The sequence below is a fragment of the Massilia sp. CCM 8734 genome (assembly GCF_011682155.1).
GTDB classification, from domain to species: Bacteria; Pseudomonadota; Gammaproteobacteria; order Burkholderiales; family Burkholderiaceae_D; genus Telluria_A; species Telluria_A rubra.
Map to the genome: position 1 here is coordinate 56,509 of NZ_WHJI01000026.1, position 23,430 is coordinate 79,938.

The following is a 23,430-nucleotide window of genomic DNA, read 5'->3' on the forward strand; positions in this document are numbered from 1 at the left end:
CTCCACGGCGGTTCAACATCACGGCGCATCACAGCGGGCCGGCGCCCGCCTACGCGGCGGCGGCGCTGGGCACGAAGCAGTTTTCCGGCACTCCGTCGTTGGCCTCGGCATAGGTGAAACCGAGTCCCACCGAGAACGCCGGCAGGCCGAGCGCTTCGGCCAGGCGTTCGTGCCGTTCCACCGCCATCATGAACGACTCGTCGCGCAGCACGGCCTCGACCGCGCCGACATCGGCCGCGCCGAACGCGGCGCACAGGCGCGCTGCGTCGCCCCCTTGCGGCACGCCGAATCCATCCTCGTCGTCTTCCGAAAACGCCGCCGGATTCGAGTTGTACTGATCGGTCTTCGCGCCGTTCTCGTACAGCTCCAGGTACAGGAAATTGTCATCGTGATTGAGCAGCGCCAGCACCGGGCAGGCGAAAAAGGCCGACAGGCTTTGCGCCAGTGCCCCGAGCACCTGCGGGTCCTGGCATTCGCTCGCTTCGTCGAGCACGGTGAGATTGCCGTCTTCCTCGCGCGAGACGAAGGCGCGCCGCTCGTTCATGTGGGCCAGCACGGCCTGCTGGCTCGGACCGCGCAATGTGTGGCTGGTGTAAAAAGAACCCATGTTCGCTCCCTTGCGGTGATTGATTGAAGGCGCATCCGGCTTGATTTGATGGCGATATTTCAATGCTACTATAAGTTGCCTGCCGCCTCGATGGGACGGTGTTGCAGCGCCCGGCCGCCGTCCGCTTGCAGTTGCCTCCCGCATATCGTTTCAAGCGTTACAATAGCGTCTTCCCACTTCCACGCTAGAGAATCCGCCATGGCCGTTAATTCCCCTCTGCCCGTCGCCGCCGACCTGAAGCCCGTCAATGGGATCGAGATCGGTTTTGCCGAAGCCGGTATCAAAAAGCCCAACCGCAAGGACATCCTGGTGATGAAGCTGGCCGACACGGCCACCGTGGCCGGCGTGTTCACCACCAACCGCTTTTGCGCCGCTCCCGTGCAGGTCAGCAAAGCCAACCTGGCGGCCGTTGCCGCCGGCGGCGCGCCGATCCGCGCGCTGGTGGTCAACACCGGCAACGCCAACGCCGGCACCGGCGAGACCGGCCTTGCCAGCGCCAACGCCACCTGCGCCGCGCTGGCCAAGCTGCTCGCCTGCGAGCCGCACCAGATCCTGCCGTTTTCGACCGGCGTGATCCTCGAGCCGCTCCCGGTCGACAAAGTCGTCGGCGCGCTGCCGGCGGCCATCGGGAACCTGAAAGCGGACAACTGGTTCAACGCCGCCGAGGCGATCATGACCACCGACACCCAGCCGAAAGCGGCCTCGCGCACGGTCGACATCTGCGGCCACAGCGTGACCATGACCGGCATCAGCAAAGGCGCCGGCATGATCCGCCCGAACATGGCCACCATGCTCGGCTACCTGGCGATCGACGCCAAAGTGTCGCAGGACGTCTTGAATGAACTGGTCAAGCATGCGGCCGACCATTCGTTCAACTGCATTACCATCGACGGCGACACCTCGACCAACGATTCGTTCATGCTGATCGCCACCGGCACCGGCAGCCTGGCCATCGCCAACACCGATTCGACCGAATACGCCGAACTGAAAACCGCGGTGACCGAGATCGCCCGTTCGCTGGCGCAGATGATCATCCGCGACGGCGAAGGCGCCACCAAGTTCATCACCGTCACGGTGGAAGAGGGCGGCAACATGGAAGAGTGCCGCAAGATCGCCTATTCGATCGCCCATTCGCCGCTGGTGAAAACCGCGTTCTTCGCGTCCGACCCGAACCTGGGCCGCATCCTGTGCGCGATCGGCTACGCCGGCGTGGACGACCTCGATGTCACCAAGCTCGATCTGTACCTCGACGACGTGCTGGTGGCCAAAAGCGGCGGGCGCAATCCGGCCTACCAGGAAGCCGACGGCCAGCGCGTGATGCAAAAGAGCGAAATCACGGTGCGCGTGCGCCTCGGACGCGGCGCCCACAGCGCCACCGTCTGGACCTGCGACCTGTCGCACGAGTACGTGACCATCAACGCCGACTACCGTTCCTGAGTCGCGCCTTGACGACGCCACTCGAACAATTCCTGCGCCGCGCCGAGGCGCTGTTGCAGCGGGTCGAGGCGGTGCTGCCGCCGGCCTATCCGCGCATGCCCGACTGGCGCTCGGGCACCGCGTTCCGCTGGCGCAAGCGCCCCGGCAGCACCGTCAATTACCTGCAGCCGGTGCTGCATGCGGCCACCATCGCCCTGTCTGACCTGCACAACGTGGGGACGCAAAAACAGCAGATCGAGCGCAATACGCGCCAGTTCGTGCAGGGGCGCCCGGCCAACAATGTGTTGCTGACCGGCGCGCGCGGGACCGGCAAGTCGTCGCTGATCAAGGCGTGCCTGAACCAGTTCGCCGCCGACGGCCTGCGCCTGATCGAAGTCGACAAGGCCGACCTGGCCGAACTGCCCGACATCGTCGACCTGGTGGCCGGACGCCCCGAACGCTTCATCATCTTTTGCGACGACCTCTCGTTCGAAGAAGGCGAGGCCGGTTACAAGGCGCTCAAGGTGGCGCTGGACGGCTCGATCGCGGCGCAGTCGGACAATGTGCTGATCTACGCCACCTCGAACCGGCGCCACCTGCTGCCGGAAAAAACCAGCGACAACGCCAGCTACAAGCACGGTGACGACGGCGACCTGCATCCCGGCGAAACGGTGGAAGAGCGCATTTCGCTGTCCGAGCGCTTCGGCCTGTGGCTGTCGTTCTATCCGTTCAAGCAGGACGACTACCTCGACATCGCGGCGCACTGGCTGGCCAGTTTCGGCTGCAGCGCGCAGCAGATCGAGCAAGCGCGCCCCGAGGCCTTGCAATGGGCCTTGCAGCGCGGTTCGCGTTCGGGCCGGGTGGCGTGGCAGTTCGCGCGCGATTACGCGGGAAGGCTGCCCGAATGACTGAATCGACCAGTAAAAAACCGATCGATGTCGCGGTCGGCATTTTGATGAAACCCAATGGCGACGTGCTGCTTGGCCAGCGTCCCGCCGGCAAACCGTACGACGGCTATTGGGAATTCCCGGGTGGGAAAGTGGAAACCGGCGAAGCCATACTCGACGCGCTCAAACGCGAATTCGTCGAGGAGCTTGGCGTTCATATCCTGAGCGCGAGCGAATGGTGCGGGGTCGAGCACGTGTACGAACACGCGCACGTGCGCCTGCACTTCTTTATCTGCCGCCAGTGGCGGGGCGAACCGCAAAGCCTCGAAGGGCAGGCCTTTGCGTGGCAGGGCGTGGTCGGCGTGTCGCCGCTGCTGCCGGCCACCATTCCGCTGCTCGCATGCCTCGACCAGGTGCGCTACCCGTAAGCTTTTTCACCTGTATTTGCCGCTTCGGCAAACCAACGCACCGCAAGGAAGTCCGTGAAAATTATCGTGCTCGGTAGTGGCGTGGTCGGTACCACGTCGGCCTATTTCCTGGCCAGGGCCGGCCATGAAGTGACCGTCATCGAGCGCCAGGACGGCGCCGCGCTGGAGACCAGTTTCGCCAACGCCGGCGAAGTCTCGTCGGGCATGGCCGCGCCGTGGGCCGCGCCGGGAATCCCGCTCAAGGCCTTGCGCTGGCTGGCCATGCGACACAGTCCGCTGGTGGTGCGCCCCTCGTTCGATCCGCGCATGTGGCGCTGGCTGTTGCAGATGCTGGGCAACTGCAATCCGGCCAGCTACGCCGTCAACAAGAGCCGCATGGTGCGCCTGGCCGAGTACAGCCGCGATTGCCTGATCGCGCTGCGCGAGGAGACCGGCATCGCCTACGACCATCGCAGCAAGGGCACCTTGCAGGTGTTCCGCAATCCGCGCCAGCTCGACGAAGCCCAGGACGACATCGCGGTGCTCAAGCGCTACGGCGTGCCGTATGCGCTGTTCGACGCCGCCGGCTGCGAAGCGGTGGAACCGGCCCTGGCGCGCGTGCGCGGCAAGATCGTCGGCGGCCTGCACCTGCCTTGTGACGAAACCGGCGACTGCTTCAAGTTCACCCAGGCGCTGGCGCAGATGGCGGCCGGCCTGGGCGTGGTTTTCCGTAACAAGGTCGAGATCCGGCGCCTGCTGCACGAAGGCGGCGCGGTCACGGCGGTCGACACCTCGCTGGGCGAATTAAGAGCGGACGCCTTTGTGATGGCGCTGGGGAGTTACTCGCCGCTGATGCTCGCGCCTTTGGGGATCAAGCTCCCGGTGTATCCGGTCAAAGGTTATTCGATCACCTTGCCGGTCATCGACCCGGCCAGCGCACCCGAATCGACCATCATGGAAGAGACCTACAAGGTCGGCATCACGCGCCTGGGCGAGCGGATCCGGGTGGGCGGCACGGCCGAAATCGCCGGCTACGACCTGCGCCTGCACGACGCGCGCCGCGCCACCCTGGTACATGCGGTGAGCGAGTTGTTTCCGGGCGGGGGCGATGTGCAGAAGGCGACGTTCTGGTGCGGGCTGCGTCCGATGACGCCGGACGGCACGCCGGTGATCGGGCCGACCCGCTATCGCAAGCTGTTTCTCAATACCGGGCACGGGACGCTGGGATGGACCATGTCGTGCGGTTCGGCGCGGGTGCTGGCCGATCTGGTGTCGGGACGCGCGCCCGAAATCGATACCGAGGGATTGTTCATGAGCCGCTACGGCGCTTGACGCGCGCGACGGCGCCTGCTCAGGCGTTGGCCAGCTGCGCCTTGGGCGCGCGCGGCAAGTGGGCCGTGAAGGTGGTGCCGCACTCCGCGCTGGAGGTGACGGTCAGGGTTCCGCCATGGGCCGCGGCGATTTCGCGCGCGACGAACAAACCCAGTCCCAGGCTGGTGCGCGGGCGTTCCTCGGCTTCGCCGTCGCCCGGCAACTGGATCAGCGGACTGAAAATACTCTCCAGCGCCGAGGGCGGAATCACCGGGCCGTCATTGGTCACGGCCACCGTCACCGCGTCTGGATGGGCGCGCGCGACGATGCGCACGGCGGCGCCGCGCGTGCCGTACTGGGCGGCGTTGACCATCAGGTTGGTCAATAACTGGTGCAGGCGCACGGCGTCATACTGGCCTTTGATCGCCTCGTCGGCCTCGATCTCGAAGCGCGTGGCCGGATGGGTGGCGTGGGCGTCGGCCAGCGCGGCGCGGCAGACGTCGCCCAGGTCGACCTCGCGCAGCACGGTCGGCATGCCGCCGCCGAGCTGGGTGCGGGTGTAGCCGATCAGGTCATCGACCATGCTGCTCATCAGGCGCGCACCGCGCTTGACCCTTCCGCCGATTTCGCCGGCCTGGGCGGCGTCGACCTGTTTGCGGCTGAGCAGCTCGCCCGCCATCGACATGCTCGACAGCGGCGCGCGCAGGTCGTGCCCGAGGATGGCCAGGAACAGTTCGCGCATGTGGTCGGCGCGCGCCGAATACGTCACCACCGATTCGGCCAGGGCCTGGTCGATGGCTTCGTTAAAGCGCACCATTTCGTCGGCCACGTCGGACGTCATGCGTTGTACCTGCGGCAGCCACAGGCGCAGCACGGTGGCGCGCAGGGCGCGGAATTCGGCGCTGAGCTGGAGCAGGGAAAAATTGCTGGCCTGGCGCAGCGCGCCGTGGATCGAGGCGGCGCTCTCGCCCTCGACCGTGTCGGGCCCGAGGCCCTGCGACTTGGCGATCTGCTGTTGCGGGTTCTGCGAGGTTTCGATGTCAAGCGCGATCGCCTGCAGGATCTGGCGCGCGTGGTCGCGCAGCGCCAGGTCGGTCATCTGGCTGGCGGCCGGCAGCAGGGTCTGCGCGAACGCCTCCCACTCCGTCAGGATTGCTTCCATGCGCTCTTTGATGAAACGGTCGAGTCTCATCGGTATGCCTGTGGCATTGACATGGCGTTGCATCCTTTGCAAGTGGGAAGGTTAGTCATTGTAAGCGTTTTGCCGCCGCAATGGCGGACACGACGCTACTGTGGCAGGTTGTCGTCGTCGAGCAAGGGGTCGGACGGGGCGGCGCCGGGAATGGTGTATTTTTCCTCGGCCCAGGCGCCCAGGTCGATCTGTTTGCAACGTTCGGAACAGAAGGGACGGAATTTGTTGGCCTCGGTCCATTCGACTTTCTTGGCGCAGGTGGGGCAGCTGACGACGGTCATGGCAACATCAAACAGTTAAAAATTACAGAGCGTGAGCTCGAACGGGACGTCTTCTTCCAGCGGCTTGGGCTTCAAATCCCCGCCCTGCGTGGTGAAACGGACCCACAACATGTACTTGTTGGCGGAAATCTCGGGGATCGCCCCCATCGACTCATCCATGGTCAGGCGCAACATCTGATAGACCTTGCCTTGGAGCATTTGCTGATAGCTGCCGGCGATGGCGATCATCTTGACCGGTCCGCCCGAGTCGCGCAGCAGGCGCAGCACCAGGGCCAGGGCGTCGAACAGGGGCGCCAGCGGGGCGAACCAGTTGACGATATCGTTGAAGCGCTGTTCGGCCGGGCGTTTTTGCCAGGCGTAGTAAGACGGCAGGTCGAATTCGCAGGCGCCGCCGGGAATGATGGTGCGCCCGCGGATGCTCATCAGCCATTCGTTGTCGCGCACGTTCTGGCCGGTCTTGCCCTGGGCCGCGACCAGCGCGGCGCTGACCGTTTCGACCTCGAGCAGGACGGCGTCGAGCATGTCGGCCGCCACGTTCGGATTCGACCGGTAGCTCAGCAAGCTTTGCTTCTGGCGTTCGAGTTCCTGCAGCAAGTCGCTCTTGAGATCGGCGCGGCCGGCCACTTCGAGCATGTCGAAAATGGTGGCCAGGGCAACGTGATGCTGCATTGCATGTTCCTGATGCACAAAGAACTTGAACTTCTCATACAGGTCTTCCAGCCGTAACAACGTGCGTATGCGCTCGTTGAAAGGGTATTCGTAGACGATCAAAATGACATCCCTTTACATGGCAGGAGAAGAATCCCGTGATTCTGAACCAAGCGAGGCAAAATTACAAACGCCGCACCGGTTATCGTGCCATTCTCCCGCAAAATGCCAGATATTGGGCATGCAATAGAGCAATTTGACGGTCCAGGGCCGCCAGGTCGTCATCGTTGGACAGCACATCGTCGGCTTGCGCCAGCCGTTCGGCGCGGCTGGCCTGGGTGGCCATGATGGCGCGCACCTGGGCTTCGCTCATGGCGTTGCGGCGCATTACGCGCGCGATTTGCATTTCTTCTGGGCAATCGATGACCAGCACGCGGTCGACCCGCTCGCGCCAGCCGCCGGACTCGACCAGCAGCGGTACCACGTAGATCAGATAGGGACCGCTGGCAACAAGCGCCGCCGCCGCGGTGGCGGCGCGGATGCGCGGATGCAGGATCGCTTCCAGGCGCGCCTTGGCGGGCGGCTCGGAAAACACCAGTTCGCGCATGCGCACGCGGTCGAGGGCGCCGTCGGCGGTCACGAAGGCCGCGCCGAATTCGTGTAGCAGGGCATCCATGGCGGCGCCGCCGGGGGCGGTGAGGGCGTGCGCGATGACGTCGGTATCGATGACGCTCGCGCCGAGCGCGGCGAACCGGTCCGACACGGCCGTCTTGCCGCAGCCGATGCCGCCGGTCAGGCCGACGCTGAACTTGCCGCGCTGTGCGGCGCTATGCGATGCCCCAGGCGACGCGCTAGTCATTGTTACTGGACCCAGTGTTTGATGACGACATCGGTCACGGCGGCGATTTGTTTGCCGTATACCATCACGATGAGGCCGGCCGCCGCCAGGTAGGGACCGAAGGGAATCTTAACGTTGCGCTCGCGCCCGCCGAACACGATCAGGCAGATCCCGACCACCGAGCCGACCGCCGACGAAATCAGGATCACGCTCGGCAGCATGCTCCAGCCCATCCAGGCGCCGAGCGCGGCCAGCAGCTTGAAGTCGCCATGGCCCATGCCAACCTGGCCGCGCAGCTTCTCGTACAGGGTCGCCACCGACCACAGCGCCAGATAGCCGACCGCAGCGCCGATGACGGCGTCCTGCAGCGGCACGAAGCGGCCCTGGATATTGAGCAACAGGCCGATCCACAGCAGCGGATAGGTCAGCTCGTCGGGCAGCAGTTGGGTGTCGGCGTCGATGAAGGTCATCGCGATCAGCAGGTACAGGAAGACCAAGGTGGCCAGCCCGGTATAGTCGCTGCCGAAGGTCCAGATCAGCAGGGCCGAGAGCAGGCCGCTGGCCAGTTCGATGAGCGGATAGCGCGGCGAAATGTTGGCCTTGCAGTCTTTGCACTTGCCGCCCAACATCAGGTAGCTGATCACCGGAATGTTTTCCAGCGCGCCGATTTTATGGCCGCAATGCGGGCAGGCCGAGCGCGGCACCATCAGGTTGAAGGTGTCGGTGTGCGCCTTGCGGGTGCCGCAGCCGCAGCCGTATTCGCCGGCCAGGTAATCGTTATAGTCGCGCTCCATCATCTTGGGAAGGCGGTAGATGACGACATTGAGGAAGCTGCCGATCAGCAGGCCGAACAGGCCGGCGACGAGGGCCGGGCCCAGGGAGCCGGGGGCGGCGAACAAAAGTGTTTCCGGTAGCATGATGCTCCACGTTATGAATTGATCAAGCAGTTCTGTACAACAATCTATTTTAGGGGGTTCAGCCGCTTTGGGGAAGGCCGATGGCCTTCTGACCCGGCGCCAGGCCAATGTTGTCGCATTTGGACCGCCGCCGGCGTCGCGCGCCATCTCGCATCGTCTGTAGCCGGACAATGGTGATGCATGCGCAAGCCAGCGGGAAGGACCGGGCATATGTGAAAACGGACCGCAGCTTGCTGCGATCCGTCATGCGATGTCACCGTCTCCGGGACCCGGTGAGCGCTCGGGAAGGCTGGCCTTCCCGACTTGGCCGGGCGATTACACCACCGCGCCCAGTTTGAAGATCGGCAGGTACATGGCAACGACCAGGCCGCCGATGATCACGCCCAGGATCACCATGATCAGCGGTTCCATCAGCGAAGCGAGCGAGGCCACCGCTTCGTCGACTTCATCTTCGAAGAAGCCGGCGACCTTGCCCAGCATCGAATCGAGCGCGCCCGATTCTTCCCCGATGGCGACCATCTGGGTGACCATCGGCGGGAACACATTGGCGTTCTGCATCGCCACCGTCAGGCTGGTGCCGGTGCTGACCTCGTTCTGGATTTTCTTGGTCGCTTCCAGGTACAGGGCATTGCCGGCCGCGCCGCCGACCGAGTCGAGCGCTTCGACCAGCGGCACGCCGGCCGCGAACATGGTGGCCAGGGTACGCGTCCAGCGCGCAATCGCCGCCTTGCGGACCACGGAACCGAAAATCGGCGCCTTGAGCAGGGCCAGGTCCATGAAGCGCTGCATCTTGGCCGAGCGTTGCCAGGCCTGGAAGAAGAAGTACAGGCCGGCGAACAGGGAGCCGAAAATCGCCCACCAGTACGAGACGAAGAAGTCCGAGATATCCATCACGATGACGGTCGGGGTCGGCAAGTTCGCGCCGAAGCTCTCGAACACCGTCTTAAATGCCGGCACCACCCAGATCATGATCACCGCCGTGACGATGAACGCGATCCCCAGGATCGACACCGGATAAATCAGCGCCGAGCGGATCTTGGCCTTGATGGCCAGGGTCTTTTCCTTGTAGATCGCCAGGCGCGTGAGCAAGTCTTCCAGAATACCGGCCTGTTCGCCCGCGCCGACCAGATTGCAGAACAGCGGGTCGAAATACAGCGGATACTTGCGGAAAGCATTGTTCAGGCTGGTACCGGTTTCGATATCGCCGCGCAGTTCCATGATCAGCTTGGACATCGACGGATTCGAGTGGCCCTTGCCGACGATGTCGAACGATTGCAGCAGCGGCACGCCGGCCTTCATCATTGTGGCCAGCTGGCGCGTGAACAGGGAAATATCCTTGTCGGTAATTTTCTTACCGCTGCGATAGCGCTTTTTCTTGACCTTGGTCACCATCACGCCCTGGCGCCGCAAGGTCACGTTGACCACGGCTTCGCCGCCGGCGCGCAGTTCGCCGCGAACTGTCTTGCCGGTCTTGTCCTTGCCTTCCCAGGCGTAGACCGACTCCTTGGCGGCGGTTTTGGTTTGAGCGAGTGCCATACTGTATTTTCCTATTCGTTGGTGCAGCCGAGAACTTCTTCAAGACTGGTCAAGCCTTGCTTTACTTTCATCAGGCCGGAGCGGCGCAGGGACTTGACGCCCTCCAGCTCCGATTGCGCGGCAATTTCCATCGAATTGCCGTGCGCCAGAATGATTTTTTCGATCGCCGGGGTGATCGGCATGATCTGGTAGATACCGACCCGTCCCTTGTAGCCGCCACCCATGCAGCGGTCGCAGCCGACCGGACCGTAGGGCTTCCAGCCGCCTTCCAGTTCGTCGTCCTTGAAGCCGGCCGCGAGCAAGATTTCGCGGCTGGTCTCGACCGGTTTCTTGCAGGTGCACAAGCGTCGCGCCAGGCGCTGCGCCGTGATCATGATCACCGACGAGGCGATGTTGAAGGGCGCCACGCCCATGTTCATCAGGCGCGTCAGGGTCGATGGCGCATCGTTGGTGTGCAGGGTCGAGAACACCATGTGGCCCGTTTGCGCGGCCTTGATGGCGATGTCGGCCGTTTCCAGGTCGCGGATCTCGCCGACCATGATGATGTCCGGATCCTGGCGCAGGAAGGACTTGAGCGCGACCGGGAAGGTCAGGCCGGAGCGGTCGTTGATGTTGACCTGGTTCACGCCGGGCAAGTTGATCTCGGCCGGGTCTTCCGCGGTCGAAATATTGATGCCTGGCTTGTTGATCACGTTCAGGCAGGTGTACAGCGACACCGTCTTGCCGGAACCGGTCGGGCCGGTCACCAGCACCATGCCGTACGGGCGCTGGATCGCTTCGAGCAGCAACTCTTTCTGGTCCGGATCGTAGCCGAGCGCGTCGATGCCCATCTGGGCTTGGGTGGCGTCCAGGATCCGCATCACGGTCTTTTCGCCGAACAGGGTAGGGCAGGTGCTGACCCGGAAGTCGATCGCCTTGGTGGGCGAGAGGATCAGGCGCATGCGGCCATCCTGCGGCACGCGTTTTTCGGAAATGTCGAGCTTGGAGAGCACCTTGATGCGCGAGACCAGCTTGTCGCGGATGGTGATCGGCGGCTGCGCATGCTCGCGCAGCATGCCATCCACGCGCAGGCGGATGCGGTAGAATTTTTCGAACGGTTCGAAGTGAATATCGGACGCGCCCAAGTTGATCGCGTCGGTCAGGATCTTGTTGAGGAACTTGACGATCGGTGCGTCTTCGATTTCGGCCGCGCCCGTGTCGATCACGGTGGTGGGCGCGTCGTCCTCGCCGAACTGGATTTCTTCCTGGTCGCCCACCATGTCGGCGAGACTGGTTTCGGCGTTGCGGCCCAGATTGGCCAGCAGCGCCAGCAGCACGTCGTGCAGCACGATCACCGGCTCGACCGAGGCTTCGCTCTGGAACTTGATCTGGTCCAGGGCCTGGATATTGGTCGGGTCGGAAATGGCCACCGACATCTTGTTGCCGCGCTTGGCCAGGGCGATCACGCGCTGGCTCTGCATCAGCTTGCCGTCGATGGCGTTGGCCGGCAGCACGTCGACATTAAAGCTCTGCAAGTCCATCAGCGGGTAGCCGAAGGTTTCCGCGCAAAAGGCGGCCAGCGTGCGCGAGTCGAAGGTGCCGGTCAGCAGCAGGGTATCGATGAAGGGGCTCTTGTCCGCCAGCGACTTCTTGTGCAGCGAATCGGCCTGCTGCGCACTGAGGCGGCCCGCCTGCATCAAGGCGCGGGCCAGGCCCGGCATCGGGGTTCCGGGGGTCGTATTGGGGAGGACTGCAGCCATATGCGCGCTTGGTTTAAAGAGTACGGGGGAACGACAAAGCGCCGTCCAGTAGTGACTGTTGCGGCGAACTGCCTTGGATCATGCCTCCGGGCATCACATTTGTAAAGTGTTTGCTGCATGGGGGAGGCAACCATACCACGTAGCCAAAATGGAACGTTATTTTGCGTTCTGGAACTTCTATGGTTGGAGTGGAATTGTTGGTGACAGTCTGATTAGGGACTGTCTCAGCGCGCCGGAGGGCGGGTCAGCTTGACCAGCTTGATCGCCTGGTTTTGCACCTGGATGACTTCGATCGCCACGTTGCCGATTTTCATGCTGATCGGGGCCTCGGGAATTTCCTGCAATTGCTCCAGCATGAGGCCGTTGACGGTCTTGGGACCGTCCAGTGGAAACGCCAGTCCCAGCCGTTTATTGATCTCGCGCAGGGGCGCCGTGCCTTCCAACAAACATTCGCCGCGCGCATCCCAGCAGACGTTGTCGCCGGGCGCCGCGCCGGGTGCCGAGGTGGTGAAGTCGCCGATCATTTCTTCGATGATATCGTCGAGGGTGACCAGGCCCTGCACTTCGCCGTACTCGTCGACAATGATGCCCAGGCGTTCTTTGTTTTCTTGAAAATATTGTAGCTGAGTAAAGACGCTGGTGTCTTGCGGGATGAAATACGGTGTTGTCAGCAAACCACGGAAATGCGCGATGGTCAGTTCCTCTTCCTCGTTGAGCAGGGCGATCGCATGGCGCACGTGCAAGATCCCGATGATGTGGTTGATCTCGCCTTCATACACGGGCAGCTTGTTGTGGTAGCACCTGGTCAGCTGGGCCTTGAGCTCGGCGACCGGGACGGCCAGGTTGAGCGCCTCGATCTGGGCGCGCGGGGTCATGATGTCTTCGATCGACGTGGTGTCGAGGTCGAACAGGTTGAGCAAGATGCTTTTATGCTTTTGCGGAATGAAATTGCCGCCTTCGAGCACGATGGCGCGCAATTCGTCGGGCGAGACACGGTTCTGGGCGGCGCTGTCGGCCGGCTTGACGCGCAAAATAGCCAAGAACAGGCGCACGAACAGGTTGACGAACCAGATCAGCGGCTTGGCCGCCGCCATCATCGGCTTGAGCAGGGTGCTGGCGACCAGCGAAATGGTTTCGGGATAGGTGGCGCCGATGAACTTGGGCGCGATTTCGGCGAACACGATCAGCACGAACACCAGCAGCGCGATGGCGATCGCAATCACGCTCTCTTCATAGCCGAACAGCAAAATCGCAATGGCGGTGGCCAGCACCGTCGCCATGGCGTTGACCAGGGTATTGGCGATGAGGATCAGCGAGAGCAGCTTGTCGGTGCGCTCGAGCAGCCACAGCGTAGTGATGGCGCCGCGGTGGCCGCGCTTGGCCAGGCTGCGCAGGCGGAATTTGTTGGCGGCCATGAGCGCCGTTTCCGCCATGGCGAAAAAGGCTGAACACAGGATCAGCAAGACCAGCGCGGCGACAAGCACCCAGGGTGACACGGTATCCAAGGGTCAGCGTGCGGCAGCGGTAGAAGAACAGGGGAGCATCGAAAGCGGGCCAAGCCCAGAATGGTGCGTCGCCGGAACGGCAACCGCAGAGCTGCTGATTTTAAGTCAAGGTCCGTTTCCGTGCAAGTTTGACCAGAATTATGTGCGTCACGTAGTGCGCCAACTATTCGCCCTGCATCAGCGCAGGTGCCGTCAGCCGTTCCACCAGTGCGAAGTGGTTCCCGCAGCCGGCAGGCGCGCCTGCACGGCCTTGTGGATGATGCCGGCCTCGAGCGCCTGGGTGGCGTCGTAGATGCGCGCGTTGCCGAACAGATTGGTGCGGATATTGTCCTGCACCCCGGCCGACCTGGTCGCTTCCTCGAAGATGCAGGCATAGCGTTCGGCATCGAAATCGAGGCAGTCGCGCCACTCGCTCACGCGCGAGTGGTCGGCGGCGACCAGGCTGCCGAAGCCCCAGTGCAGGGGATGGACCAGGAAACGCGTGCCGGGACAGGCATAGCGCTTGGCGCCGGCCAGGAAAATCACCACCCCGACCGATTCGACGCTGCCGATGTTATGGGTGGTCAGCGGCAGGGGCAGCGACTTGAGGAAGAAATACAGCGCGAAGCCGGCGGTCATGTTGCCGCCTTCGGTCGACATGTGCAGCTCGATCTCGCTGGCCCCGCTTTGCAGGGCTTGCAGGCAGAGGTTGCGGACCGCGCACACCGCGCTATGGTTGATGGGGCCGATAAAGTGAACGATGTGCAGCGACATTATCTCTCCTGTAGCTCGTCGCCCAAGAATAGCAAGTTTTTGCCCGCCGCATGGTTTTGTTGTTCAACTGCCCCGGTAAGTGGAATACGACCACGGCGTCACCACCAGCGGCACATGATAATTCTGGGCCGGATCGGCGATGCCGAAGGCCAAGGTCACCTGGTCGATGAAGCGCGGTTCCGGCAGCTTCACGCCCTGGGCGGCAAAATAATCGCCGGCGGCAAACACCAGTTCGTAGCGCCCGGCCAGCATGGCCTCGCCTTCGAGCAGGGGCGTGTCGACCCGGCCGTCGCGGTTGGTGGTGACGGTCTTGAGCAGGGTGCGCGCGCCCGGAGTGAGCGCATACAGTTCGACTACCACGCCGTTCCCGGGCTTGCCTTGCGTTGTGTCAAGCACGTGCGTACTAAGTTTTCCCATCATCGTTCCTATATGATCAAAGTGCGGCATGTTATCTGGCTGATCATATACCGGCGCGCGAACGCCGCTATATGATGCGAACTATACCCCCCATGCATTCACTTCCATCCCGAGCCCATTCATGACGACTTACGACAACTATCCACGCGACCTGAACGGCTACGGGCGCACGCCGCCCCATCCCCACTGGCCGGGCCAGGCGCGGGTGGCGCTGCAGTTCGTGCTCAACTATGAAGAGGGCGGCGAAAACAATGTGCTGCATGGCGACGCCGCCTCCGAAACCTTTCTTTCCGAGATCATCGGCGCGGCGGCCTTTCCCATGCGCCACATGAGCATGGAGTCGCTCTACGAATACGGCTCGCGCGCCGGCCTGTGGCGCCTGCTGCGCATGTTCGAAGAGCGCAAGCTCCCGCTGACCGTGTTCGGCGTGGCCATGGCGCTCAAGCGCAATCCGGAGGCGGTGGCGGCCTTTCAGCAACTGGGCCACGAAATCGCCTGCCATGGCCTGAAGTGGATTTCCTATCAAAACGTGGATGAAGCAACGGAGCGCGCCCACATGCGCGAGGCCGTGCAGATCGTGCGCGAGCTGACCGGGTCCGCGCCGCTGGGCTGGTACACCGGGCGCGACTCGCCCAACACGCGCCGCCTGGTGGTCGAGCATGGCGGTTTTGCCTACGACGCCGATCACTACGGCGACGACCTGCCGTTCTGGCAGCAGGTCGAGCACGCGGGCGGCGTCACGCCGCACCTGGTGGTGCCGTACACGCTCGACACCAACGACATGCGCTTTTGCGCCATGCAGGGATTTAACTCCGGCACCCAGTTCTTCGATTATCTGAAAGACGCCTTCGACGTGCTGTACGCGGAAGGCGACCCGGATGGCCTGAACCAGCCGAAAATGCTCTCCATCGGCCTGCATTGCCGCATCGTCGGCCGCCCCGGGCGCTCGGCGGCGCTGGCGCGCTTTCTCGATTATGTGCAGAGCCACGACAAGGTCTGGATCACGCGCCGCATCGATATCGCCGAGCATTGGAAGGCGGTCCACCCGGCATAGTGCTTTTGGGTGATAACAGACATCTCCAAATAGATATAATTGCGGATGCCTTGGGTGTTAACCTTGCATACTGGGATAAAGCCGAGGCAAGAATGTCAACACCGATCCGTTTTTACTATCAGGGCGCCGTGCGCGAAGTCACGCAGGCCGCGCCGACGCAGACCATCCTCCAGCATTTGCGCGAGCACCTGCACTGCACCGGCACCAAGGAAGGCTGCGCCGAAGGCGACTGCGGCGCCTGCACGGTCGTCATTGGCACGCTCGGCGCCGACGGCCAGGTCGAGATGAAGGCGGTGAACTCCTGCATCCAGTTGACCCCCACGCTCGACGGCAAGGCCCTGTTTACAGTCGAAGATGTCCAGCAGCCGAACGGCCTGCTGCACCCGGTGCAGCAAGCCATGCTTGAATGCCACGGCTCCCAGTGCGGCTTCTGCACCCCCGGTTTCGTCATGTCCCTGTGGGGCATGTACCTCAAGCAGGAGGGGCAAGCGCCATCGCGTTGCCAGATCGACGACGCCCTGTCCGGTAACCTGTGCCGCTGCACCGGGTACCGCCCGATCATTGACGCCGCCCGGCGCATGGGCGAACTGCCGCCCGTGAATTTCGACCGCGCCGCGCTGGCGGCCCAGCTGGCGCCCCTGCAACGCGGCGCCATGGCCACCTACAGCGCCGGCGGCGCCTCCTTCTTCGCTCCGCGCACGCTCGATGAACTGGTGCGCATCCGCGCCGACAAACCCGACGCCGTGCTGCTGGCCGGCTCCACCGACATCGGCCTGTGGGTCACCAAGCAGATGCGCGAGCTGGGCGACATCATCTACCTCGGCCACGTCGATTCGCTCAAGCACGTCACGCAGCGCGACGGCATGATCGACATCGGCGCCGGCGTCACCCTGGAACAGGCCTACAAGGCGGTTGCCGCGCACTATCCGGCCGAACTCTCAAGCATGTGGCAGCGCTTTGCCTCGCTCCCGATCCGCAACGCCGGCACCCTGGGCGGCAACGTCGCCAACGGCTCGCCCATCGGCGACTCGATGCCGTGGCTGATCGCACTCGGCGCGCGCGTGGTGCTGCGCGGCGCCGCCGGCGAACGCGAGCTGGCGCTGGAAGAGCTGTACCTCGGCTACCAGAAAAAGGACCTGCAAGCGGGCGAATTCGTCCAGGCGGTGCGCGTGCCGCTGCCGCGTGCCGGTGTGCGCTTTCGCACCTACAAACTGGCCAAGCGCTTCGACCAGGATATTTCCGCCGTGTGCGCCGCCTTTGCGCTGCGCTTCGACGGCGACGTGGTGAGCGAAGCGCGCATCGCCTTCGGCGGCATGGCCGCCACGCCCAAGCGCGCCGCGCGGACCGAAGCGATGCTGGTCGGCCAGGCGTGGAGCGAGGCGACCGTGGATGCGGCCATGGCCATGCTGGCGCAGGATTACGCGCCGCTGTCGGACATGCGCGCGTCCAGCCAATACCGTATGAAGACGGCGCAGAACCTGCTGCGCCGCTACTGGTTCGAGACCCGTCAACACAACCCGCTGGCGGCCGATGCCGTCAACGCCTTTGCCGTGCGCGCGTAAGGAGAACACCATGAACGACGCAGCTACCCCAGCGCTCAAAGCGGCGGCGTGGACCGGCGTGGGCGTCTCGCGCGCCCACGAATCGGCCGCGCTGCACGTGCTCGGCCAGGCCACCTACACCGACGACATCCCGGAAGTGCAGGGCACCCTGCACGCGGCGCTCGGATTATCGAGCAAGGCGCACGCCAATATTAGCGCCATCGACCTGGCCGCCGTGCGCGCCAGCGTGGGCGTGGTGGCGGTGCTGACGGTGGCCGACATCCCCGGCACCAACGACTGCGGCCCGATCATCCACGACGACCCGATCCTGGCCGATGGCCTGGTCATGTACGTCGGCCAGCCGATCTTCATTGTCGTCGCCGACACCCACGACCATGCGCGCCGCGCCGCGCGCCTGGGCCAGGTGACGTACGAAGAACTGCCCGCCATCCTCACGCCGCAAGCTGCGCGCGCCGCACAATCGTACGTGCTGCCGCCGATGCGCCTGGCACGCGGCGACTATCAAGCCGCCTTTGAAAAAGCGCCGCGCTCGGTCAAGGGCGAGCTGTATGTGGGCGGGCAGGAGCAGTTCTACCTGGAAGGGCAGATCTCCTACGCGATCCCCAAGGAAGACAAGGGCATGCTGGTGCTCTGCTCGACCCAGCACCCGAGCGAAATGCAGCACGTGGTGGCGCATGCGCTCGGCCTGCACTCGCATAACATCGTCGTCGAATGCCGCCGCATGGGTGGTGGCTTCGGCGGCAAGGAGTCGCAATCGGCGCTGTGGGCGGCAGCTTCCGCCATCGCCGCCTCGAAACTCAAGCGCCCGGTCAAGCTGCGCGCCGACCGCGACGACGACATGCTCGTCACCGGCAAGCGCCACTGCTTCCATTACGAATACGAAGTCGGCTACGACGACGACGGCCGCATTCTCGCCGCCAAGGTCGACATGGTGACGCGCGCCGGCTATTCGGCCGACTTGTCGGGGCCGGTGGCCACGCGCGCGGTCTGCCACTTCGACAACACCTATTATTTGTCGGACGTGGATATCCGCGCCGCCTGCGGCAAGACCAACACGCAATCGAATACGGCCTTCCGCGGCTTCGGCGGCCCGCAGGGCGCGATCGCCATCGAATATGTGATCGACAACATCGCCCGTGAGCTCGGGCGCGACGCGCTCGATATCCGGCGCATCAATTTCTACGGCCGTGACGATCGCAACGTCACCCCGTACGGCCAGGTGGTGGTCGACAACGTGATCCACGCGCTGTCCTTTGAGCTGGAACAGACCAGCGAATACCGCGCACGGCGCGCGGCGATTGCCGCTTTCAACGCCGCCAGCCCGGTGCTCAAGAAAGGCCTGGCGCTCACGCCGGTCAAATTCGGGATTGCGTTTAACGTCACGCACCTGAACCAGGCCGGCGCGCTGGCGCACGTGTACGTCGATGGTTCGATCATCGTCAACCACGGCGGCACCGAAATGGGGCAGGGCATCAACACCAAGGTGATGCAGGTGGTTGCGCATGAACTGGGCGTGGACCTCGTCAACGTGCGCGCCACCGCCACCGACACCAGCAAGGTATCGAACACCTCGGCCACGGCCGCATCGACCGGGGCCGACCTGAACGGCAAGGCGGCGCAGGACGCGGCGCGCCAGATCCGCGAACGCCTGGCCGGGTACGCGGTCAAGCTGTATGGCGGCGAAGCGGGCGAGGTGGTGTTCGCCAACGACACGGTGTTCGTCAACGGCCACGAAGTCGCTTTTCCGGTGCTCGTGCAAAAAGCCTATCTGGCGCGCGTGCAGCTGTGGTCCGACGGCTTTTACGCCACGCCGGGCCTGCACTGGGACCCGAAAACCATGAACGGCCGGCCGTTCTCGTACTACGCCTACGGCGCCGCCGTGGCCGAAGTGGTGGTCGATACGCTCACCGGCGAATGGAAGCTGCTGCGCGCCGACGCGCTGTACGACGCCGGCAAGTCGCTCAACCCGGCCATCGACATCGGCCAGGTCGAAGGCGCCTTCATCCAGGGCATGGGCTGGCTCACCACCGAAGAACTGTGGTGGAACCCGGCCGGTAAACTCATGACGCACGCGCCATCGACCTACAAGATCCCCGGCGTATCGGACTGCCCGGAAGACTTCCGCGTGCGCCTGTTCGACAACCGCAACGTCGAAGACAGCATCCACCGTTCCAAGGCGGTGGGCGAGCCACCGTTGCTGCTGCCGTTCTCGGTGTTCTTTGCCATCCGCGATGCCGTTTCCAGCGTCGGCGGGCACAAGGTCAACCCGCCGCTCAATGCGCCGGCCACCAGCGAAGAAATCCTCAAATCGATTTCCGCTGTCGAAGCGGCGCTCAAGGCGGCGTGATGGACGACTGGCTCAGCGCCGGCGCCTGCGCGCCCGCCATCCTGGTGACCGTGGCCATCGTCGAAGGCTCCGGCCCGCGCGAATGCGGCGCCAAAATGCTGGTCGACGCGACCCGGGTGCTGGACACCATCGGCGGCGGCCACCTGGAGCACCGCGCCATCGAGACCGCGCGCGCCATGCTGGCCGGTGACCGTGCGCGCCATTTCGAGCGCTATGCGCTCGGTCCGAGCCTGGGCCAGTGCTGCGGCGGCGTGGTGCATCTGTCGTTCGAACTGTTCGATGCGGCGCAGGCCGCGCTGCTCGGCCAGCGCCGCCAGCACGACAGCTGGCGCGTGAGCGCCATCGACGGCGCGCCAGAGACCGCGCTGTTCGATGGCGACGGCCGCTGGCTGGCGGGCCAGCATCCGCCCGTATTCGCGCGCGACCGTGGCGCCTACGTCATGCAGGAGCCGGACGGGCGGCGCTGGCTGGTCGATCCGGTGTTCGCGCCACGTGCGCACCTGGTGCTGTTCGGCGCCGGCCACGTAGGCACGGCCATCGTGCGCGCTTTGGCGCACCTGCCGTGCCACGTCACCTGGGTGGACGAGCGCGACGACATGTTCCCCCAACAGGTGCCGGCCAACGTCACCATCGAAGCGACCGACCTGCCCGAGGCGCTGGTGGCGGCCGCGCCGGCCAATGCCAGTTACCTCGTCATGACGCACAGCCACGCGCTCGACCAGCGCCTGACGGAGGCGATCATGGCGCGGCCTGACGTGGGCTGGTTCGGCCTGATCGGATCGAAAACCAAGCGCCGCCAGTTCGAACACCGCCTGCTTGCGCGCGGCGTGGACGCGGCGCGGATTGATACAATGGTTTGCCCGATCGGCCTGGCCGGCATCACCAACAAAGCGCCGGCGGTTATCGCCGCTTCCGTCTGCGCGCAATTACTGACCGTGTGGGAAGCCATGCAAGGAACGCCCAGCGCGTTCACGCCCATCATGGCAAGACCGTCGGCCGCAATCACCGAAAGAACCTGATGTCTACCGTACCACCAAGCACCGTGCAAGCCTACCGAGCCAGCTTGCTGCATTTTCACGCCGACCCGGCCTTCAGCAAAGACGCCTGCCTGTGGCACGAAGATGGGCTGTTGATCGTGGCCGACGGCAAAGTCCGGGCGGCCGGCGACTACGCGCAGCTGTTTGCGACGCTCCCTGGCGACGTGCAGGTGCGCGATTATCGCGGCAAGGTGATCATGCCCGGCTTTATCGACACCCACCTGCATTTTCCGCAGACCGACATGATCGCCTCGCCGGCGCCGGGCCTGCTGCCGTGGCTGGAGACCTACACCTTCCCGACCGAGCGCCAGTTCGGCGACCCGGCGCACGCGCGCGAAGTGGCCGACTTCTTCCTCGACGAGCTGCTGCGCTGCGGGACCACCACGGCCATGGTGTACTGCACCGTGCACCGCGAGTCGGTCGACGCGTTTTTTGAAGCCAGCGCGGCGCGCAACCTGCGCATGGCGGCGGGCAAGGTGCTGATGGACCGCAACTGCCCCGAGTTCCTGCGCGATACCGCCGAGGGCGGGGTGCGCGACAGCGAGGACCTGATCAAAAAATGGCACAACAAGGGCCGCGCCATGTATGCGATTACCCCGCGCTTCGCGCCCACGTCCAGCGACGCGCAGCTGCGCTTGAGCGGCGAGCTGGCGGCGGCATACCCGGACACGTACATACAGACCCACGTGTCGGAGAATGCGGACGAATGCAGCTGGGTCAAGTCGCTGTTTCCGGACGCGCGCAGCTATCTGGACGTGTACGACCACTATGGACTGATGCGCGAGCGCGCCATGTTCGGCCACTGCATCTGGCTCGACGATGCCGATTTTGCACGGATGGCCGACACCGGGTCGGCGGCGGCGATCTGCCCGACCTCCAACTTCTTCCTCGGCAGCGGCTTGTTCGATTTTGAAAAGGCCGACGCGGCGCGGGTATCGCTGTCGCTGGCGACCGACGTGGGGGCGGGGACTTCCTTCTCCATGTTGCAAACTATGAATGAAGCCTATAAAGTAGCGCGCTTAAAAGGTAGTTACCTGCCGGCCGCGCGCATGTTTTACCTGGCGACGCTGGGCGCGGCGCGCAGCATGCGACTCGAAGGGACCATCGGCAGCTTTGTCGCGGGAGCGGAAGCCGATTTCATCGTGCTCGACCCGAAAGCGACGCCTTTGCTGGCGCGCCGCACGGAGCGTTGCAATAACCTCGAGGAGCTGCTGTTCGCGCTGGCGCTGCTGGGCGACGACCGGTGCGTGGGTGCGACGTATGCGGCTGGCCGCAAGGTGCATGAGCGCGCAGGCGGGACAACCTTGTAAGTACGACCACCCGACAAACCGTCGCTCCCGCGAAGGCGGGAGTCCAAGTTGTGCGCTCAGTCTGCGGCACGTACTTGGGGGGAACGCATGCGTTCCCGCCTTCGCGGGAGCGACGCCAATTACTGAGAGAAGAAATCCATGATCCGTAAAACGAGCAGCCTGTTGATCGCCCTGGCGCTGGCAGCCAATGCGCATGCCGACGCGCCCACCGCCACGTCCAAGGCCAACGAAGCGGCCACCGCGCGCCACCTCGCGGGCCTGATCGCCGGCGCCGAGCCGAAGTTGTCCGAACTGACCCTGTTCTTCTCGCAGATGCCCAAGGGCGCCGACCTGCACCACCACTATTCGGGCGCCCTCTACGCCGAACAATACGTCGACTTCCTCGACAAGCAGGGCCTGTGCGTCAACAAGCAGACCTACCGCGTCGAAACCAGCAAAGCCGTCATCGACGCCCAGCGCGCGCTGCCCGCCGCCGAGCGCACCTGCCTGTCGTCGGCCGAGGTGCTGGCCGACGACTTGACCTACCGCGAACTGCTGAAGCGCTGGTCGAGCAAGGACTTCTCCAACCACGGCACGATCCAGCCGCCGCCGGACCGCCACTTCTTCCAGACTTTCGGCTTTTTCGGCCCGGTCTCGAACGCCAACTATAACGAAGGCTTGCTGGAGCTGAAAAAGCGCGCCATCGCCGAAAACGTCGGCTACATCGAAACCATGTTCAAGCTCGCGCCGATGACCGGCAGCGCCGACGCCGATACGGCCATGTGGAAGGCCGCCGACGATGCCGCACTCACCGCCGCCATGCGCAACTGGATGGAAAAGCTCGACAAAGACCCCGCCTTCAACCAGGGCCTGATTGATTACGTCGCGCGCATCGAGACCAACCACGCCAATATCGACGACGCGCAGTTCACCATGCGCTACCAGGCGTATGTACTGCGCCTGGTCAACCCGTCGCTGGTGTTTTCGTCGATGCTGGCCGGCTTCAAGGCCGCCAGCCGGAGCGAGTTGATCGTCGGCGTCAATATCGTCGGCCAGGAAAGCCTGGCGCCGTCGATGCGGGACTATGAACTGCACATGAAGATGTTCCGCTTCCTGAAGACCCAGTATCCGAAAGTGAAGCTGGCGCTGCACGCGGGCGAACTGGCGCTGGGCGACGTGCCGCCGGAAGGGCTCAAGTTCCATATCGAGCAAGCCCTGAACGTGGCCGGCGCCGACCGCATCGGCCACGGCATCGACCTGGCGCACGAGTCGAATGCGATCGCGATCATGAAGACCATGCGCGAGAAGGATATTCCGGTCGAGATCAACCTGACCAGCAATGCCTTCATCTCCGGCATCGAAGGCGCCAATCATCCGGTGACCTTGTACCGCAAGTTCGGCGTGCCGTATGTGATTTCGACCGACGACGCCGGTGTCACGCGCCACAACCTGTCGCAGGAGTACACGCTGTTCGCCACCCGCTACCAGCCCTCGTACGCCGAAATCAAGAAGGTTTCATACAACGGCGTGCGCTATGCCTTCTTGCCGGAGCAGCAAAAGCAGCGCCTGACGCGCCAGCTCGACGAGCGCTTTGCGCGCTTTGAAGCGCAGGTGGCAAGCTGGCCGTCGCAGCCGCTCATGAAGCCGGTCCCGGCACGCCGCCCCGTGCGCTGATCGTTCGGCCGCA

General features: G+C 64.1%; 21 protein-coding genes. 10 read left to right on the forward strand and 11 right to left on the reverse strand.

The annotated features are described in order from the left end of the window. Positions 1-49 precede the first annotated feature (49 nt). Positions 50-607 (reverse strand): hypothetical protein, encoded by a 558-nt coding sequence (locus F2P46_RS22225; protein WP_166894231.1) that lies wholly within the window; start codon positions 605-607, stop codon positions 50-52. 198 nt (positions 608-805) lie between these two features. On the opposite strand from F2P46_RS22225, the gene argJ reads away from it, so the two are divergent. The 4 genes from argJ to F2P46_RS22245 are packed head-to-tail and all read left to right on the forward strand — an operon-like array spanning position 806 to position 4,649. Further along, on the forward strand, positions 806-2,044 hold the full coding sequence (argJ, locus tag F2P46_RS22230; protein WP_166894233.1) for a bifunctional glutamate N-acetyltransferase/amino-acid acetyltransferase ArgJ: 1,239 nt from the start codon (positions 806-808) through the stop codon (positions 2,042-2,044). A gap of 8 nt (positions 2,045-2,052) precedes the next feature. Then, positions 2,053-2,931, forward strand: coding sequence for an ATP-binding protein (locus F2P46_RS22235; RefSeq protein WP_166894234.1), 879 nt, complete (start codon positions 2,053-2,055; stop codon positions 2,929-2,931). Further along, entirely contained in the window at positions 2,928-3,338 is a 411-nt protein-coding gene (locus F2P46_RS22240; protein WP_166894236.1) for an NUDIX domain-containing protein, read from the forward strand. Before F2P46_RS22235 ends, F2P46_RS22240 begins: the two co-directional genes overlap by 4 nt. Before the next feature lie 54 nt (positions 3,339-3,392). Further along, positions 3,393-4,649 carry a D-amino acid dehydrogenase gene (locus F2P46_RS22245; protein ID WP_166894238.1) on the forward strand — a complete coding sequence of 419 codons (1,257 nt, stop codon included), beginning with the start codon at positions 3,393-3,395 and terminating at the stop codon, positions 4,647-4,649. A 19-nt stretch (positions 4,650-4,668) separates the two neighbouring features. Here F2P46_RS22245 and F2P46_RS22250 read toward each other — a convergent pair whose 3' ends face one another. From F2P46_RS22250 to uraH, 10 genes are all read right to left on the reverse strand, one after another. Further along, complete coding sequence (locus F2P46_RS22250; RefSeq protein WP_166894240.1) at positions 4,669-5,820, reverse strand: HAMP domain-containing sensor histidine kinase; 1,152 nt, start codon at positions 5,818-5,820, stop codon at positions 4,669-4,671. 95 nt (positions 5,821-5,915) lie between these two features. After that, on the reverse strand, positions 5,916-6,101 hold the full coding sequence (yacG, locus tag F2P46_RS22255) for a DNA gyrase inhibitor YacG (RefSeq protein WP_126074530.1): 186 nt from the start codon (positions 6,099-6,101) through the stop codon (positions 5,916-5,918). Between the two features lie 15 nt (positions 6,102-6,116). Next, a complete protein-coding gene (gene zapD, locus F2P46_RS22260) occupies positions 6,117-6,872 on the reverse strand; it encodes a cell division protein ZapD (RefSeq protein ID WP_166894242.1) in 756 nt (251 codons plus the stop codon). Positions 6,873-6,951: 79 nt separating this feature from the next. Then, entirely contained in the window at positions 6,952-7,608 is a 657-nt protein-coding gene (gene coaE / locus F2P46_RS22265; RefSeq protein ID WP_166894244.1) for a dephospho-CoA kinase, read from the reverse strand. 2 nt (positions 7,609-7,610) lie between these two features. Next, positions 7,611-8,504: an A24 family peptidase gene (locus F2P46_RS22270; RefSeq protein WP_166894246.1), complete on the reverse strand. Its 894-nt coding sequence runs from the start codon at positions 8,502-8,504 to the stop codon at positions 7,611-7,613. Positions 8,505-8,819: 315 nt separating this feature from the next. Then, complete coding sequence (locus F2P46_RS22275) at positions 8,820-10,040, reverse strand: type II secretion system F family protein (RefSeq protein WP_166894248.1); 1,221 nt, start codon at positions 10,038-10,040, stop codon at positions 8,820-8,822. Between the two features lie 11 nt (positions 10,041-10,051). After that, complete coding sequence (gene pilB, locus F2P46_RS22280; RefSeq protein ID WP_229509397.1) at positions 10,052-11,740, reverse strand: type IV-A pilus assembly ATPase PilB; 1,689 nt, start codon at positions 11,738-11,740, stop codon at positions 10,052-10,054. 263 nt (positions 11,741-12,003) lie between these two features. Beyond that, the gene (locus F2P46_RS22285) at positions 12,004-13,284 is read right to left on the reverse strand and encodes an HlyC/CorC family transporter (protein ID WP_166894252.1); all 1,281 of its coding nucleotides are present in this window, start codon (positions 13,282-13,284) and stop codon (positions 12,004-12,006) included. A gap of 192 nt (positions 13,285-13,476) precedes the next feature. Beyond that, positions 13,477-14,037 carry an ATP-dependent Clp protease proteolytic subunit gene (locus F2P46_RS22290; protein WP_166894254.1) on the reverse strand — a complete coding sequence of 187 codons (561 nt, stop codon included), beginning with the start codon at positions 14,035-14,037 and terminating at the stop codon, positions 13,477-13,479. Positions 14,038-14,100: 63 nt separating this feature from the next. Continuing rightward, positions 14,101-14,454 (reverse strand): hydroxyisourate hydrolase, encoded by a 354-nt coding sequence (uraH, locus tag F2P46_RS22295; RefSeq protein ID WP_166894256.1) that lies wholly within the window; start codon positions 14,452-14,454, stop codon positions 14,101-14,103. 121 nt (positions 14,455-14,575) lie between these two features. On the opposite strand from uraH, the gene puuE reads away from it, so the two are divergent. The 6 genes from puuE to F2P46_RS22325 all read left to right on the forward strand — a co-directional run bounded on the left by puuE (position 14,576) and on the right by F2P46_RS22325 (position 23,417). Continuing rightward, entirely contained in the window at positions 14,576-15,508 is a 933-nt protein-coding gene (gene puuE / locus F2P46_RS22300) for an allantoinase PuuE (RefSeq protein WP_166894258.1), read from the forward strand. A gap of 92 nt (positions 15,509-15,600) precedes the next feature. Next, positions 15,601-17,070, forward strand: coding sequence for a xanthine dehydrogenase small subunit (xdhA, locus tag F2P46_RS22305; protein ID WP_166894260.1), 1,470 nt, complete (start codon positions 15,601-15,603; stop codon positions 17,068-17,070). 10 nt (positions 17,071-17,080) lie between these two features. Further along, positions 17,081-19,417 (forward strand): xanthine dehydrogenase molybdopterin binding subunit, encoded by a 2,337-nt coding sequence (gene xdhB / locus F2P46_RS22310; protein ID WP_166894262.1) that lies wholly within the window; start codon positions 17,081-17,083, stop codon positions 19,415-19,417. Continuing rightward, positions 19,417-20,436 carry a xanthine dehydrogenase accessory protein XdhC gene (gene xdhC, locus F2P46_RS22315; protein WP_166894264.1) on the forward strand — a complete coding sequence of 340 codons (1,020 nt, stop codon included), beginning with the start codon at positions 19,417-19,419 and terminating at the stop codon, positions 20,434-20,436. The genes xdhB and xdhC overlap by 1 nt, the downstream gene beginning before the upstream one ends. Next, complete coding sequence (guaD, locus tag F2P46_RS22320; RefSeq protein WP_166894266.1) at positions 20,436-21,764, forward strand: guanine deaminase; 1,329 nt, start codon at positions 20,436-20,438, stop codon at positions 21,762-21,764. Before xdhC ends, guaD begins: the two co-directional genes overlap by 1 nt. 138 nt (positions 21,765-21,902) lie before the next feature. Continuing rightward, on the forward strand, positions 21,903-23,417 hold the full coding sequence (locus F2P46_RS22325; protein WP_166894268.1) for an adenosine deaminase: 1,515 nt from the start codon (positions 21,903-21,905) through the stop codon (positions 23,415-23,417). The last annotated feature ends 13 nt before the right edge of the window (positions 23,418-23,430 follow it).

Bases quoted from the DNA above. Each gene is read 5' to 3' on its own strand.
- F2P46_RS22225 (WP_166894231.1), bottom strand. From the start codon at position 607: ATGGGTTCTTTTTACACCAGCCACACATTGCGCGGTCCGAGCCAGCAG.
- argJ (WP_166894233.1), top strand. From the start codon at position 806: ATGGCCGTTAATTCCCCTCTGCCCGTCGCCGCCGACCTGAAGCCCGTC.
- F2P46_RS22240 (WP_166894236.1), top strand. From the start codon at position 2,928: ATGACTGAATCGACCAGTAAAAAACCGATCGATGTCGCGGTCGGCATT.
- F2P46_RS22250 (WP_166894240.1), bottom strand. From the start codon at position 5,820: ATGAGACTCGACCGTTTCATCAAAGAGCGCATGGAAGCAATCCTGACG.
- yacG (WP_126074530.1), bottom strand. From the start codon at position 6,101: ATGACCGTCGTCAGCTGCCCCACCTGCGCCAAGAAAGTCGAATGGACC.
- coaE (WP_166894244.1), bottom strand. From the start codon at position 7,608: ATGACTAGCGCGTCGCCTGGGGCATCGCATAGCGCCGCACAGCGCGGC.
- F2P46_RS22270 (WP_166894246.1), bottom strand. From the start codon at position 8,504: ATGCTACCGGAAACACTTTTGTTCGCCGCCCCCGGCTCCCTGGGCCCG.
- F2P46_RS22275 (WP_166894248.1), bottom strand. From the start codon at position 10,040: ATGGCACTCGCTCAAACCAAAACCGCCGCCAAGGAGTCGGTCTACGCC.
- pilB (WP_229509397.1), bottom strand. From the start codon at position 11,740: ATGCCGGGCCTGGCCCGCGCCTTGATGCAGGCGGGCCGCCTCAGTGCG.
- F2P46_RS22290 (WP_166894254.1), bottom strand. From the start codon at position 14,037: ATGTCGCTGCACATCGTTCACTTTATCGGCCCCATCAACCATAGCGCG.
- uraH (WP_166894256.1), bottom strand. From the start codon at position 14,454: ATGGGAAAACTTAGTACGCACGTGCTTGACACAACGCAAGGCAAGCCC.
- puuE (WP_166894258.1), top strand. From the start codon at position 14,576: ATGACGACTTACGACAACTATCCACGCGACCTGAACGGCTACGGGCGC.
- xdhA (WP_166894260.1), top strand. From the start codon at position 15,601: ATGTCAACACCGATCCGTTTTTACTATCAGGGCGCCGTGCGCGAAGTC.
- xdhB (WP_166894262.1), top strand. From the start codon at position 17,081: ATGAACGACGCAGCTACCCCAGCGCTCAAAGCGGCGGCGTGGACCGGC.
- xdhC (WP_166894264.1), top strand. From the start codon at position 19,417: ATGGACGACTGGCTCAGCGCCGGCGCCTGCGCGCCCGCCATCCTGGTG.
- guaD (WP_166894266.1), top strand. From the start codon at position 20,436: ATGTCTACCGTACCACCAAGCACCGTGCAAGCCTACCGAGCCAGCTTG.
- F2P46_RS22325 (WP_166894268.1), top strand. From the start codon at position 21,903: ATGATCCGTAAAACGAGCAGCCTGTTGATCGCCCTGGCGCTGGCAGCC.